13 protein-coding genes and 1 pseudogene are annotated in these 15,491 nt (G+C 39.7%); all 14 read left to right on the forward strand.

Going from position 1 to position 15,491, the window contains the following annotated elements; all coding sequences use genetic code 11:
- The coding region (gene rpoB / locus PHO71_RS23555; protein WP_300208310.1) for a DNA-directed RNA polymerase subunit beta at positions 1–3,689 on the forward strand (3,689 nt) is incomplete at its 5' end.
- A gap of 103 nt (positions 3,690–3,792) precedes the next feature.
- Entirely contained in the window at positions 3,793–8,076 is a 4,284-nt protein-coding gene (gene rpoC / locus PHO71_RS23560; RefSeq protein ID WP_300208311.1) for a DNA-directed RNA polymerase subunit beta', read from the forward strand.
- 140 nt (positions 8,077–8,216) lie between these two features.
- A complete protein-coding gene (locus PHO71_RS23565; protein WP_300208313.1) occupies positions 8,217–8,525 on the forward strand; it encodes a DUF3467 domain-containing protein in 309 nt (102 codons plus the stop codon).
- Positions 8,526–8,660: 135 nt separating this feature from the next.
- Positions 8,661–9,071: a 30S ribosomal protein S12 gene (gene rpsL / locus PHO71_RS23570; protein ID WP_042366837.1), complete on the forward strand. Its 411-nt coding sequence runs from the start codon at positions 8,661–8,663 to the stop codon at positions 9,069–9,071.
- A 141-nt stretch (positions 9,072–9,212) separates the two neighbouring features.
- Positions 9,213–9,689, forward strand: a complete 477-nt coding sequence (gene rpsG / locus PHO71_RS23575) for a 30S ribosomal protein S7 (RefSeq protein WP_300208318.1) — start codon at positions 9,213–9,215, stop codon at positions 9,687–9,689.
- A 48-nt stretch (positions 9,690–9,737) separates the two neighbouring features.
- Positions 9,738–11,855: an elongation factor G gene (fusA, locus tag PHO71_RS23580; protein ID WP_300208321.1), complete on the forward strand. Its 2,118-nt coding sequence runs from the start codon at positions 9,738–9,740 to the stop codon at positions 11,853–11,855.
- 81 nt (positions 11,856–11,936) lie between these two features.
- On the forward strand, positions 11,937–12,242 hold the full coding sequence (rpsJ, locus tag PHO71_RS23585; RefSeq protein ID WP_002558075.1) for a 30S ribosomal protein S10: 306 nt from the start codon (positions 11,937–11,939) through the stop codon (positions 12,240–12,242).
- Positions 12,243–12,260: 18 nt separating this feature from the next.
- Positions 12,261–12,878: a 50S ribosomal protein L3 gene (rplC, locus tag PHO71_RS23590; RefSeq protein WP_300208325.1), complete on the forward strand. Its 618-nt coding sequence runs from the start codon at positions 12,261–12,263 to the stop codon at positions 12,876–12,878.
- Complete coding sequence (gene rplD / locus PHO71_RS23595; RefSeq protein ID WP_300208328.1) at positions 12,878–13,504, forward strand: 50S ribosomal protein L4; 627 nt, start codon at positions 12,878–12,880, stop codon at positions 13,502–13,504. The genes rplC and rplD overlap by 1 nt, the downstream gene beginning before the upstream one ends.
- Positions 13,505–13,520: 16 nt before the next feature.
- A complete protein-coding gene (gene rplW / locus PHO71_RS23600; RefSeq protein WP_300208330.1) occupies positions 13,521–13,811 on the forward strand; it encodes a 50S ribosomal protein L23 in 291 nt (96 codons plus the stop codon).
- Positions 13,812–13,816: 5 nt separating this feature from the next.
- Positions 13,817–14,641, forward strand: coding sequence for a 50S ribosomal protein L2 (gene rplB / locus PHO71_RS23605; protein ID WP_300208332.1), 825 nt, complete (start codon positions 13,817–13,819; stop codon positions 14,639–14,641).
- Between the two features lie 20 nt (positions 14,642–14,661).
- Positions 14,662–14,931 carry a 30S ribosomal protein S19 gene (rpsS, locus tag PHO71_RS23610; protein WP_007747939.1) on the forward strand — a complete coding sequence of 90 codons (270 nt, stop codon included), beginning with the start codon at positions 14,662–14,664 and terminating at the stop codon, positions 14,929–14,931.
- A 34-nt stretch (positions 14,932–14,965) separates the two neighbouring features.
- Positions 14,966–15,376 carry a 50S ribosomal protein L22 gene (gene rplV, locus PHO71_RS23615; RefSeq protein WP_025075458.1) on the forward strand — a complete coding sequence of 137 codons (411 nt, stop codon included), beginning with the start codon at positions 14,966–14,968 and terminating at the stop codon, positions 15,374–15,376.
- A gap of 5 nt (positions 15,377–15,381) precedes the next feature.
- A pseudogene (locus PHO71_RS23620) lies at positions 15,382–15,491 on the forward strand (30S ribosomal protein S3); the annotation flags it as partial.

The following is a 15,491-nucleotide window of genomic DNA, read 5'->3' on the forward strand; positions in this document are numbered from 1 at the left end:
CTGAAAAGCGTAAGAATGAGGGTTTGTATAAAGTATTTGCTGAAAACTTCCCTATTGCCGATACAAGAAACAATTTTGTTCTTGAGTTTTTGGATTATTATATTGATCCGCCGCGTTATACCATCGATGATTGTATAGAGCGTGGGCTCACTTATAGTGTTCCTTTAAAAGCGAAACTTAAGCTTTACTGTACAGACCCCGATCATGAGGATTTTGATACAGTAATTCAGGACGTATTCCTCGGCCCGATCCCTTATATGACTGACAAAGCGACTTTTGTCATCAATGGTGCCGAACGTGTAGTTGTGTCACAGCTTCACCGTTCTCCGGGTGTATTCTTCGGTCAGAGCGTGCATGCCAATGGTACAAAACTTTATTCGGCTCGTATTATTCCGTTTAAAGGTTCGTGGATTGAGTTTGCCACTGATATCAATAATGTGATGTATGCATACATCGACCGTAAAAAGAAGTTGCCCGTTACAACTCTGTTACGCGCTATTGGTTTCGAAAATGATAAAGACATTCTTGAGATTTTCAATCTTGCAGAAGATGTGAAGGTAAACAAGACAAATCTGAAGAAAGTGCAGGGTCGTAAGTTGGCTGCACGTGTCTTGAAAACTTGGATTGAAGATTTCGTTGATGAAGATACAGGTGAAGTGGTTTCAATCGAACGTAATGAGGTTATTATTGACCGCGAAACCGTTTTGGATGAGGAGCATATTGATGAAATTTTGGAATCGGGCGTTCAGAATATCCTCTTGCATAAGGATGAACCAAATCAATCCGATTTCTCTATCATATATAATACGTTGCAGAAGGACCCAAGTAACTCCGAAAAAGAGGCTGTATTGTACATTTACCGGCAGTTGCGTAATGCTGACCCGGCTGACGATGCAAGTGCTCGCGAAGTTATCAATAACTTGTTCTTCTCTGAAAAACGATATGACCTTGGTGATGTAGGTCGTTATAGAATCAACAAGAAGTTGAATCTGACGACAGATATGGATGTACGTGTCCTCACAAAGGAAGATATTATTGAAATTATTAAATATCTGATTGAGTTAATTAACTCAAAAGCAGATGTGGATGATATTGACCACTTGAGTAACCGTCGTGTACGTACAGTAGGTGAACAGCTTTCTAATCAGTTTGCTGTTGGTTTGGCTCGTATGTCTCGCACAATTCGCGAGCGTATGAACGTTCGCGACAATGAAGTCTTTACTCCAATTGATTTGATTAATGCGAAGACTATTTCCTCTGTGATTAATTCATTCTTTGGAACGAATGCATTGTCTCAGTTTATGGACCAGACGAATCCGTTGGCTGAAATTACTCACAAACGTCGTATGTCTGCATTGGGTCCTGGTGGTCTATCTCGTGAACGTGCCGGATTTGAGGTTCGTGACGTTCACTATACGCACTATGGTCGTCTTTGCCCGATTGAGACTCCTGAAGGTCCGAACATAGGTTTGATTTCTTCGCTGTGTGTATTCGCTAAGATAAATGACTTGGGATTCATTGAAACTCCATACCGTAAGGTGGATAATGGAAAGGTGGATCTTTCGGATAATGGTTTAATATATTTAACTGCTGAAGAAGAAGAAGAAAAGGTTATTGCCCAGGGTAATGCTCCGTTGAATGATGACGGTACCTTTATTCGTAATAAAGTAAAATCTCGTCAAGATGCAGACTTCCCGGTTGTTGAACCTTTGGAAGTTGATCTGATGGATGTTTCTCCTCAGCAAATTGCATCAATCGCAGCTTCTTTGATTCCGTTCCTTGAACATGATGATGCTAACCGTGCCTTGATGGGATCGAATATGATGCGTCAGGCTGTTCCTTTGTTGAGAAGCGAAGCTCCGATTGTGGGTACTGGTATTGAGCGTCAGTTGGTAAGAGACTCTCGTACACAGGTTACTGCTGAAGGAGACGGTGTTATCGATTTCGTTGATGCTACTACAATTCGTATTTTGTATGATCGTAGTGAGGATGAAGAATTCGTAAGTTTCGAACCTGCTTTGAAAGAATATAGGATTCCGAAGTTCCGTAAGACTAACCAGAACATGACAATTGACTTGCGTCCTATTTGTAACAAAGGTCAGCGTGTAAAAACTGGTGATATTTTGACGGAAGGTTATTCAACTGAAAATGGTGAGTTAGCTTTGGGTAAGAACTTGCTGGTAGCTTATATGCCATGGAAGGGATATAACTATGAAGATGCTATTGTTTTGAATGAACGTGTGGTGCGTGAAGACTTATTGACTTCTGTTCACGTTGAAGAATATTCATTGGAAGTTCGTGAAACAAAACGTGGTATGGAGGAATTGACTTCTGATATTCCTAACGTAAGTGAAGAGGCAACTAAAGACTTGGATGAAAATGGTATCGTAAGAATCGGTGCTCGTATTGAACCGGGTGATATTATGATTGGTAAAATTACTCCGAAAGGTGAATCTGATCCTTCACCGGAAGAAAAATTGCTTCGTGCAATTTTCGGCGATAAGGCGGGCGATGTGAAAGATGCTTCGTTAAAAGCTTCTCCATCCTTGAAAGGTGTGGTAATTGATAAGAAGTTGTTCTCACGGGTAATTAAGAATCGTAGTTCAAAATTGGCAGATAAGGCTTTGTTGCCTAAGATTGATGATGAGTTCGAATCGAAAGTCGCTAATTTGAAACGTGTCTTGGTTAAGAAGTTGATGACTCTGACCGAAAATAAAGTTTCTCAAGGTGTGAAAGATTATCTGGGTGCAGAAGTAATTGCCAAAGGTGCTAAATTTAGTGCATCTGATTTTGATTCGCTTGACTTCACCTCTATTCAGTTGAGCAATTGGACAAATGATGATCATACGAATAGTATGATTCGTGACTTGGTGATGAACTTTATCAAGAAATATAAAGAACTGGATGCTGAACTGAAACGTAAGAAGTTTGCTATCACTATTGGTGATGAACTTCCAGCAGGTATCATTCAGATGGCTAAAGTATATATTGCTAAGAAACGTAAGATTGGTGTAGGAGATAAGATGGCAGGTCGTCATGGTAATAAAGGTATTGTGTCACGTGTGGTGCGTCAGGAAGATATGCCGTTCTTGGCGGATGGTACTCCGGTTGATATCGTATTGAATCCGTTGGGTGTGCCTTCTCGTATGAACATCGGTCAAATTTTTGAAGCGGTATTAGGACGTGCCGGAAAAGCTCTGGGCATGAAATTTGCAACTCCTATTTTTGACGGTGCAACAATGGACGACTTGAATGAGTGGACAGACAAAGCGGGATTACCTCGCTATTGTAAGACTTATCTTTGCGATGGTGGTACTGGTGAACATTTTGACCAACCGGCAACTGTTGGTGTGACTTATATGTTGAAATTGGGTCACATGGTTGAAGATAAGATGCATGCTCGTTCTATCGGTCCGTATTCATTGATTACTCAGCAACCTCTTGGTGGTAAGGCTCAATTTGGTGGTCAGCGTTTCGGAGAAATGGAGGTTTGGGCACTCGAAGGTTTCGGCGCTGCTCATATCTTGCAGGAAATCTTGACAATTAAGTCGGATGACGTTGTAGGACGTTCGAAGGCTTATGAAGCAATAGTGAAGGGTGAACCGATGCCACAACCGGGTATTCCAGAATCTCTGAACGTATTGTTACACGAGTTAAGAGGTTTAGGTTTGAGTATCAACCTAGAATAATATAGAAGACTGTAGGTGTCAGTATGCCGTTGAGGGCTTGTTGGCACCTGCATATTCTTCATTTTCCAAAGATTCAATTATCAAAATCTCAATTATATAGAGTATGGCTTTTAGAAAAGAAAATAAGACGAAAAGTAATTTCTCGAAGATCTCAATAGGTCTGGCTTCTCCGGAAGAAATCCTTGAGAATTCGAGTGGTGAAGTTTTGAAGCCTGAAACCATTAATTACCGTACGTACAAACCTGAACGTGACGGTTTGTTCTGCGAACGTATATTCGGTCCTATCAAGGATTACGAATGCCATTGCGGTAAATACAAACGTATCCGTTATAAAGGTATCGTCTGCGACCGTTGTGGTGTGGAAGTTACAGAGAAGAAAGTACGCCGTGAACGTATGGGACATATTCAGTTGGTAGTGCCTGTAGCTCATATCTGGTATTTCCGTTCACTTCCGAATAAGATTGGTTATTTACTTGGATTGCCGACAAAGAAGTTGGATTCTATTATATACTACGAACGTTATGTTGTTATTCAGCCTGGTGTAAAAGCTGAAGATGGCATAGCAGAATTTGATTTGCTTTCTGAAGAAGAATATCTGGATATTTTGGATACTCTTCCAAAAGAGAATCAATATCTTGAAGATAACGATCCGAATAAGTTTATCGCTAAGATGGGAGCTGAAGCTATTTATGACTTGTTGGCTCATTTGGATTTGGATGCTTTGTCTTACGAACTTCGTCACCGCGCAAGTAACGATGCTTCTCAGCAACGTAAGAATGAAGCATTGAAACGTCTTCAGGTGGTAGAATCTTTCCGTTCTTCACGTGGACGTAATAAACCGGAATGGATGATTGTACGTATTGTACCGGTTATTCCTCCTGAGCTTCGTCCGTTAGTACCTTTGGATGGTGGTCGTTTCGCTACGTCTGACTTGAATGATCTTTACCGTCGTGTGATTATTCGTAATAATCGTTTAAAACGTTTGATTGAAATCAAGGCTCCAGAAGTAATTTTGCGTAATGAAAAACGTATGCTTCAGGAATCTGTAGACTCATTGTTCGATAACTCGCGTAAATCAAGTGCTGTTAAGACTGATGCAAACCGTCCGTTGAAATCTTTGTCTGATAGTTTGAAAGGTAAACAAGGACGTTTCCGCCAGAACTTGCTGGGTAAACGTGTCGATTACTCTGCACGTTCGGTTATTGTTGTGGGGCCAGAATTGAGAATGGGCGAATGTGGTATTCCTAAATTGATGGCTGCTGAGTTATATAAGCCGTTTATCATTCGCAAATTGATTGAACGTGGTATTGTAAAGACTGTTAAGTCTGCAAAGAAAATCGTAGACCGTAAGGAACCGGTAATCTGGGACATTCTTGAACATGTAATGAAAGGTCATCCAGTCTTATTGAACCGTGCGCCGACATTGCACCGTCTAGGTATTCAGGCATTCCAGCCAAGAATGATTGAAGGTAAGGCTATTCAATTACATCCATTAGCATGTACGGCGTTTAATGCCGACTTTGATGGTGACCAGATGGCTGTTCACTTGCCGTTGAGTAATGAAGCAGTTCTTGAAGCTCAGATGTTGATGCTTCAATCACATAATATTTTGAATCCGGCAAATGGCGCCCCTATTACTGTGCCAGCACAGGATATGGTTCTTGGTTTGTATTATATAACCAAGTTGCGTGCTGGTGCTAAAGGTGAGGGACTGACATTCTATGGACCAGAAGAAGCGTTGATCGCATATAATGAAGGTAGAGTAGATATTCATGCTCCAGTGAAGGTTATCGTCAAGGACATTGATGAGAATGGTAATATTATAGATGTAATGCGCGAAACTTCAGTAGGACGTGTTATTGTGAATGAAATTGTTCCTCCTGAAGCTGGTTATATCAATGAAATTATTTCTAAGAAATCATTACGTGATATTATTAGTAATGTAATTAAAGTATGTGGTGTTGCCAAAGCTGCTGATTTCTTGGATGGAATTAAGAACTTAGGTTACCAGATGGCATTTAAGGGTGGTTTGTCATTCAACTTGGGTGATATTATTATCCCAAAAGAAAAAGAGGCATTGGTGCAGAAGGGTTATGATGAAGTTGAACAGGTGGTGAATAACTATAATATGGGTTTCATTACCAATAACGAACGTTATAATCAGGTGATCGATATTTGGACACATGTTAATTCAGAGTTATCTAATATCTTGATGAAGACCATTTCTTCTGATGATCAAGGATTCAATTCTGTTTATATGATGCTTGATTCAGGTGCCCGTGGTTCTAAAGAGCAAATTCGCCAGTTATCTGGTATGCGTGGTTTGATGGCTAAACCCCAGAAGGCTGGTGCTGAAGGTGGTCAGATTATTGAGAACCCAATCTTGTCAAACTTTAAAGAAGGTTTATCCGTGTTGGAGTACTTTATCTCGACTCACGGTGCCCGTAAAGGTTTGGCTGATACAGCGTTGAAGACTGCCGATGCAGGATATTTAACTCGACGTCTGGTAGACGTTTCTCATGATGTGATTATTACTGAGGAAGACTGTGGTACTCTTCGCGGATTGGTTTGTACAGATTTGAAGAATAACGATGAGGTAATTGCTACTCTGTTTGAACGTATCCTCGGACGTGTTTCCGTGCATGATATTATTCATCCTACTACAGGTGAACTTCTGGTTGTCGGTGGTGACGAGATTACAGAAGAAATTGCTAAGAAGATTCAAGATTCTCCGATTGAAAGTGTAGAAATACGTTCTGTATTGACTTGTGAAGCTAAAAAAGGTGTTTGTGCTAAATGTTACGGACGTAACTTAGCTACAAGCCAGATGGTTCAGAAGGGTGAAGCTGTCGGTGTAATTGCTGCTCAGTCTATTGGTGAGCCGGGTACACAGCTGACATTACGTACATTCCATGCTGGTGGTACAGCTGCAAATATAGCAGCAAATGCTAGTATTATTGCTAAGAACAATGCCCGTTTGGAGTTCGAAGAACTTCGTACAGTAGATATAGTAGATGATATGGGCGAAGCTGCGAAAGTTGTAGTAGGACGTTTAGCTGAAGTTCGCTTTGTTGATATAAATACTGGGATTGTACTTTCTACACACAATGTTCCTTACGGTTCAACATTATATGTATCAGATGGCGACTTGGTAGAAAAGGGTAAACTGATTGCTAAGTGGGATCCGTTCAATGCTGTTATTATCACTGAGGCCACAGGTAAAATTGAGTTTGAAGGTGTTATTGAGAATGTGACTTATAAGATCGAATCGGATGAAGCTACTGGTCTTCGTGAAATTATAATTATTGAGTCAAAGGATAAAACGAAAGTTCCTTCGGCTCATATCTTAACAGAAGATGGTGATTTAATCCGTACTTATAACTTACCTGTAGGTGGACACGTTATCATTGACAACGGACAGAAAGTGAAAGCTGGTGAAGTTATTGTGAAGATTCCGCGTGCTGTAGGTAAGGCGGGTGATATTACTGGTGGTCTTCCTCGTGTTACAGAGTTGTTCGAGGCTCGTAATCCGTCTAACCCGGCTGTTGTTTCCGAAATCGATGGAGAGGTTACAATGGGTAAGATCAAACGTGGTAATCGTGAAATCGTTGTAACTTCAAAGACCGGTGAAGTGAAGAAGTATCTGGTTGCATTGTCTAAACAAATTCTGGTACAGGAAAATGACTATGTACGTGCTGGTACACCATTGTCAGACGGAGCTACTACTCCTGCGGATATTTTGGCTATTAAAGGTCCTACGGCTGTACAGGAATATATCGTGAATGAAGTTCAAGATGTATATCGTTTGCAAGGTGTGAAGATCAATGATAAGCACTTCGAAATTATTGTTCGTCAGATGATGCGTAAGGTACAGATTGACGAACCGGGTGATACTCGCTTCTTGGAACAACAAGTTGTAGATAAGTTAGATTTCATGGAAGAAAATGACCGTATCTGGGGTAAGAAAGTGGTGGTAGATGCAGGTGATTCTCAGAATTTGCAAGCTGGACAGATTGTAACTGCTCGTAAGTTGCGTGATGAGAATAGTATGCTGAAACGTCGTGATTTACGTCCGGTTGATGTTCGTGACGCTGTTGCTGCTACATCTACTCAGATTCTTCAAGGTATTACACGTGCTGCATTACAGACTTCAAGCTTTATGTCTGCTGCGTCCTTCCAGGAAACTACGAAAGTGTTGAATGAAGCTGCAATCAACGGTAAGATTGATAAACTTGAAGGAATGAAGGAGAATGTAATTTGCGGTCACTTGATTCCGGCAGGTACAGGTCAGCGTGAGTTTGAGAAGATTATTGTTGGATCTAAAGAAGAGTATGATCGTATCTTGGCAAACAAGAAAACGGTACTTGATTACAATGAAGTAGAATAATACAAATCAATTGACTATATGTAAAAAGGAGCGATTGCCACAATTGGCACTTGCTCCTTTTTTATTTCTTTTTATCCGAACATACTTTTGTCTCAGGAAATTTATGTTATTTTGCAGAAAAACATTTAATCACATTTCATATGGAAGAACAAAATAATAATGGTCAATTACAAATTGAACTAAAAGAAGAAATTGCGCAGGGAACTTATGCAAATCTTGCTATTATTACTCATTCAAGTTCAGAATTCATTCTTGATTTTGTACGTGTAATGCCTGGAATACCGAAAGCGGGTGTTCAGTCTCGTATTATATTATCACCTGAACACGCAAAACGCTTGTTGCATGCTTTAGAAGATAATATAGCAAAGTATGAGCATGTGTTTGGTGCGATAAAAACCTCTGATGAAGCAGTTTTACCTCCTCTAAATTGTATAAAAGGCGAAGCATGAGGCATATACAAAGCATTAAAAAATAAAAAAAAGATGTAGCGCATTGAAAATTCAAATATTATTCGTATTTTTGCAGCCCAAAATGTATAGTTACGAAATTAATATAACAATAATATAAATCAAAAAACAATTAAAATGCCTACAATTCAGCAATTAGTAAGAAAAGGACGCGAAGTGCTGGTGGAGAAAAGTAAATCTCCAGCCTTGGATTCGTGTCCCCAAAGACGTGGCGTTTGCGTGAGAGTATATACTACTACTCCGAAGAAGCCGAACTCTGCAATGCGTAAAGTAGCTCGTGTACGTTTAACTAATCAAAAAGAAGTAAACTCGTATATTCCGGGTGAAGGACATAATTTGCAAGAACACTCAATCGTTTTAGTACGTGGTGGTCGTGTAAAAGACCTTCCAGGTGTACGTTATCACATTGTACGTGGTACACTTGATACGGCAGGTGTTGCTGGACGTACCCAACGACGTTCTAAATATGGTGCTAAACGTCCGAAACCAGGACAGGCTGCTGCTCCTGTTAAGGGTAAGAAGAAGTGAAAATATCCTAATTAAAAATTAAAGTAATAACTTTCGTTTTAGTTTGTTGGAAATGCTAAAGGTTGAGTAAATTCTCTGGTGAGAGAGTTGAAGAGTCAAGAAGTAGACAACCAAGAACAAAAACATTATTTTTCAAAAAAAATGAGAAAAGCAAAACCGAAAAAACGCGTTATCCTTCCGGATCCTGTGTTTGGTGATCAAAAGGTATCTAAGTTTGTAAACCACTTGATGTATGATGGTAAGAAGAATACATCTTATGAGATTTTCTATGCTGCTCTGGAAACTGTAAAGAACAAACTTCCTAATGAGGAAAAATCAGCTCTTGAAATCTGGAAAAAGGCTTTGGATAATGTAACTCCGCAAGTTGAGGTAAAGTCTCGCCGTGTAGGTGGTGCTACTTTCCAAGTTCCTACAGAGATTCGTCCCGATCGTAAAGAATCAATTTCAATGAAGAATTTGATTATGTATGCTCGTAAGAGAGGTGGTAAATCTATGGCTGATAAACTGGCTGCTGAAATCATGGACGCTTTTAACGAACAAGGTGGCTCATTCAAACGTAAAGAAGATATGCACAGAATGGCTGAAGCTAACCGTGCATTTGCTCATTTTAGATTCTAATACTTATTAAGATATAACTGATTAAAAACTTAAAGTAAAAGGATTAAAATGACTAAGCAAGATTTACATTTAACTCGTAATATCGGTATCATGGCTCACATTGATGCTGGAAAAACTACAACTTCTGAACGTATTCTGTTTTACACGGGATTGACTCACAAAATTGGTGAGGTGCATGATGGTGCTGCTACTATGGACTGGATGGAGCAGGAGCAAGAACGCGGTATCACTATTACATCTGCTGCAACAACAACCAGATGGAAATATGTTGATGATACTTATAAAATTAATTTGATTGACACTCCGGGACACGTTGACTTTACTGCTGAAGTTGAACGCTCATTGCGTATATTGGATGGTGCTGTTGCTGCATACTGTGCAGTAGGTGGTGTAGAGCCCCAATCAGAAACAGTATGGCGTCAAGCTGATAAATATAATGTACCTCGTATTGCATATGTGAACAAAATGGACCGTTCTGGTGCAGACTTCTTTGAAGTTGTGCGACAGATGAAGGATGTCTTAGGTGCTAATCCGTGTCCGATTGTTGTTCCTATTGGCGCTGAAGAGACTTTCAAAGGGTTGGTTGACCTTGTTAAGATGAAAGCTATTTATTGGCATGATGAAACGATGGGCGCTGACTATAGTGTTGAAGAAATTCCAGCTGACCTCATTGATGAAGCTAATGAATGGAGAGATAAAATGCTCGAAAAAGTAGCAGAGTTTGACGATGCTATGATGGAGAAGTATTTTGATGATCCTTCAACTATTACTGAAGAGGAAATATTAAGAGCTCTTCGTAGCGCTACTGTTACAATGGCTATTGTGCCGATGTTGTGTGGTTCTTCATTTAAAAATAAAGGAGTTCAGACATTGCTTGATTATGTTTGTGCGTTGTTGCCATCACCGTTGGATACAGAAAATGTAGTAGGTACAAATCCTGATACAGGTGCTGAAGAAGATCGTAAACCAAGTGAAGAAGAGAAGACATCTGCGTTGGCGTTTAAAATTGCAACTGACCCTTATGTTGGTCGTTTGACATTCTTCCGTGTTTATTCGGGTAAGATTGAAGCTGGTTCTTATATTTACAACTCTCGTTCGGGTAAGAAGGAGCGTGTTTCACGTTTGTTCCAGATGCATTCAAATAAGCAAAATCCGGTAGAGGTTATCGGAGCTGGTGATATCGGTGCTGGTGTAGGCTTTAAAGATATCCATACTGGTGATACTTTATGCGATGAATCGGCTCCTATTATATTAGAATCTATAGATTTTCCTGAAACTGTAATTGGTATTGCAGTTGAACCGAAGACTCAAAAAGATATGGATAAACTTTCTATCGGCTTAGCTAAGTTGGCAGAGGAAGATCCGACATTTACAGTGAAATCTGATGAGCAAACTGGGCAGACCGTGATTTCTGGTATGGGTGAACTTCATCTTGATATCATTATTGATCGTTTGAGACGTGAGTTTAAAGTAGAATGTAACCAAGGTAAACCTCAAGTTAATTACAAAGAAGCTATTACTAAGACCGTAAACTTACGTGAAGTATACAAGAAGCAGTCAGGTGGTCGTGGTAAATTTGCCGACATCATTGTAAATGTTGGCCCAGTTGATGAAAGCTTTAAAGAAGGTGGGTTGCAGTTCGTTGATGAAGTAAAGGGGGGTAACATTCCTAAGGAGTTTATTCCGGCTGTTCAGAAAGGATTCTCTGCTGCTATCAAGAATGGTGTGTTGGCTGGCTATCCGCTTGACTCATTAAAGGTAACGCTGGTTGATGGTTCTTTCCATCCAGTGGATTCTGATCAATTGTCATTCGAAATCTGTGCTCAGATGGCATATAAAAGTGCTTGCGCAAAAGCAGGTCCCGTTTTGATGGAGCCTATCATGAAACTGGAAGTTGTAACTCCGGAAGAAAATATGGGTGACGTTATCGGTGATTTGAACAAACGTCGTGGGCAAGTTGAAGGCATGGAGTCAAGTCGTTCAGGTGCTCGTATTGTGAAAGCAATGGTACCATTGGCGGAGATGTTTGGTTATGTAACCTCTTTACGTACTATTTCTTCTGGGCGTGCAACTTCTTCAATGACATATTCTCATCACGCTCAAGTTTCTTCTTCTATTGCTAAAGCAGTATTGGAAGAGGTAAAAGGGCGTGTAGATTTACTTTAAAATATCTAAAGCAGCAGGCTAGCGAATGACTCTTAGCCTGTCGCTTTATCTTATTTATAACTATCTTAATTAAAAATTATAATGAGTCAGAAAATTAGAATTAAATTGAAATCTTACGACCACAATTTGGTTGATAAATCAGCTGAGAAGATTGTAAGAACTGTAAAAGCTACAGGTGCTATTGTTAGTGGTCCAATTCCTCTGCCTACGCACAAACGTATCTTTACTGTAAACCGTTCGACTTTCGTTAATAAAAAGTCTCGTGAACAGTTTGAACTCTCTTCTTATAAGAGATTGATTGACATTTATAGCTCAACAGCTAAAACAGTAGACGCTCTGATGAAGCTGGAATTGCCAAGTGGTGTCGAAGTAGAAATTAAAGTTTGATAATTAAAAATTAGTGAAATGCCAGGATTATTAGGAAAAAAAATCGGAATGACATCCGTTTTCAGTGCCGATGGTAAGAATGTACCATGCACTGTTATCGAAGCAGGTCCTTGTGTTGTTACTCAGGTTAAAACAGTGGAGAAAGATGGCTATGCGGCTGTTCAGTTGGGTTTCCAAGACAAAAAGGAAAAGCATACAACTAAACCGTTGATGGGTCACTTTAAAAGAGCTGGAGTAACGCCGAAGAGACACTTGGCTGAGTTCAAGGAATTTGAAACAGAATTGAATCTGGGTGATACCATTACTGTAGAAATGTTCAACGATGCTAACTTTGTTGATGTTGTTGGTACTTCTAAAGGTAAAGGGTTTCAGGGTGTAGTAAAAAGACATGGTTTTGGTGGCGTAGGTCAGGCTACTCACGGTCAGCATAATCGCGCTCGTAAACCGGGTTCCATTGGTGCTTGTTCATACCCGGCAAAAGTATTCAAAGGAATGCGTATGGGTGGGCAGCTAGGTGGTGACAGAGTCACTGTTCAAAACTTACAGGTATTAAAAGTAATCGCGGATCACAACCTTCTTTTGATTAAAGGTTCTATCCCGGGTTGCAAAGGTTCAATCGTATTAATTGAGAAATAATGGAAGTTAACGTATATAACATTAAAGGTGAGGACACTGGGAGAAAGGTTACGTTAAACGAATCTATCTTCGGAATTGAGCCCAACGACCACGCTATTTATTTGGACGTAAAACAATTTATGGCTAATCAGCGTCAGGGTACTCATAAGTCAAAAGAAAGAAGTGAAATCAGTGGTTCTACTCGTAAAATTGGTCGCCAGAAAGGTGGTGGTGGAGCACGTCGTGGTGATATGAATTCACCAGTACTTGTTGGTGGTGGTCGTGTTTTCGGTCCCAAACCAAGAGATTACTTCTTTAAATTGAATAAAAAAGTTAAGACATTGGCTCGCAAGTCGGCTTTGTCCTATAAAGCTCAAAACAATGCAATCGTTATTGTAGAAGACTTCATTTTTGAAGCTCCAAAGACAAAAGATTTCGTTGCAATGACAAAAAATCTTAAAGTTTCTGATAAAAAGCTGCTTGTTGTTTTACCGGAAGCAAATAAAAATGTATATTTGTCAGCTCGTAACATTGAGGGTGCTAATGTACAGACTATCTCAGGATTAAATACTTACAGAGTGTTAAATGCTGGGGTTGTTGTGCTTACTGAAAACTCATTGAAGGCTATTGACAATATCTTAATTTAAAAAGGAGGCTTAAATAATGGGAATTATTATTAAACCGTTGGTAACAGAGAAAATGACTGCAATTACAGATAAGCTGAATCGTTTCGGCTTTGTTGTACGTCCTGATGCTAACAAACTGGAAATTAAGAAGGAAATTGAAGCTCTTTATAATGTTACTGTAGTTGATGTGAATACTGTGAAGTATGCTGGTAAGAATAAAAGCCGTTATACTAAAGCAGGCATTATCAATGGTCGTACGAATGCATTTAAAAAAGCAATTGTAACATTGAAAGAAGGGGATACTATTGATTTTTATAGTAATATTTAATAAAAATGGCAGTACGTAAATTTAAGCCCACAACACCGGGGCAAAGACATAAAATTATTGGTACTTTCGAGGAAATTACTGCATCAGTACCAGAAAAGTCTCTTGTATATGGTAAGAAATCATCTGGAGGTCGTAATAGCGAAGGTAAGATGACAATGCGCTACATCGGTGGCGGTCACAGAAAAGTGATTAGAATTGTTGATTTCAAGAGAAATAAAGACGGTGTTCCAGCGGCAGTTAAAACTATTGAATACGATCCAAATCGTTCGGCTCGTATTGCATTGTTATTTTATGCTGATGGGGAAAAAAGATATATTATTGCTCCCAATGGATTGCAAGTTGGTGCGACTTTGATGTCAGGTGAAAATGCAGCGCCAGAGATTGGCAATGCTCTTCCTCTTCAAAACATTCCGGTGGGTACTGTAATTCATAATATTGAACTTCGTCCGGGTCAGGGTGCTGCTTTGGTTAGATCAGCAGGTAACTTTGCTCAGCTGACTTCTCGTGAAGGAAAGTATTGTGTAATTAAATTGCCTTCAGGTGAAGTGAGACAGATTCTTAGCACTTGTAAAGCTACTATCGGTAGTGTCGGTAACTCAGATCATGGATTGGAGAGTTCAGGTAAAGCTGGACGTTCTCGTTGGCAAGGACGTCGTCCTCGTAATCGTGGTGTTGTTATGAACCCGGTTGATCACCCGATGGGTGGTGGTGAAGGACGTGCTTCAGGAGGTCACCCTAGATCTCGTAAAGGATTGTATGCTAAGGGGCTTAAGACTAGAGCTCCTAAAAAACAATCGTCTAAGTACATTATTGAGAGAAGAAAAAAGTAATCTGATTAATTGAGTAAACTATGAGTCGTTCATTAAAAAAAGGTCCATATATTAACGTTAAACTTGAAAAGAGAATTCTTGCAATGAATGAATCAGGCAAGAAAGTCGTAGTAAAGACTTGGGCCAGAGCTTCAATGATTTCGCCTGATTTTGTAGGCCATACTGTTGCAGTTCACAATGGAAATAAATTTATTCCTGTTTATGTTACCGAAAATATGGTAGGACACAAGTTGGGTGAGTTCGCTCCAACTCGTACATTCAGAGGACACGCTGGTAACAAGAAAAAATAACAGGATCATTTGAAATAATAAAGTAATAAATATAATGGGAGCAAGAAAAAAGATATCGGCTGAAAAAAGAAAAGAAGCCCTTAAGACCATGTATTTTGCTAAATTGCAAAATGTTCCTACTTCTCCGCGTAAGATGCGTTTGGTTGCAGATATGATTCGCGGTATGGAAGTGAACAGAGCACTTGGTGTTTTGAAGTTTTCTTCAAAAGAAGCTGCTGCAAGAGTAGAAAAATTGCTTCGCTCTGCAATTGCTAACTGGGAGCAGAAAAACGAACGTAAAGCAGAAAGTGGAGAATTATATGTAACTAAGATTTTTGTTGATGGTGGTGCAACTCTGAAAAGAATGAGACCGGCACCTCAGGGTAGAGGTTACAGAATTCGCAAACGTTCAAATCACGTAACATTGTTCGTTGGTTCTAAAAGTAATAACGAAGATCAAAATTAAGGTAGATGGGACAAAAAGTTAATCCAATAAGCAACCGTTTAGGAATTATCAGAGGATGGGATTCTAATTGGTATGGTGGAAATGATTACGGAGATTCTTTGCTGGAAGATAGCAA

The sequence above is a fragment of the Bacteroides sp. genome (assembly GCF_028690125.1).
Taxonomy (GTDB): Bacteria; Bacteroidota; Bacteroidia; order Bacteroidales; family Bacteroidaceae; genus Bacteroides.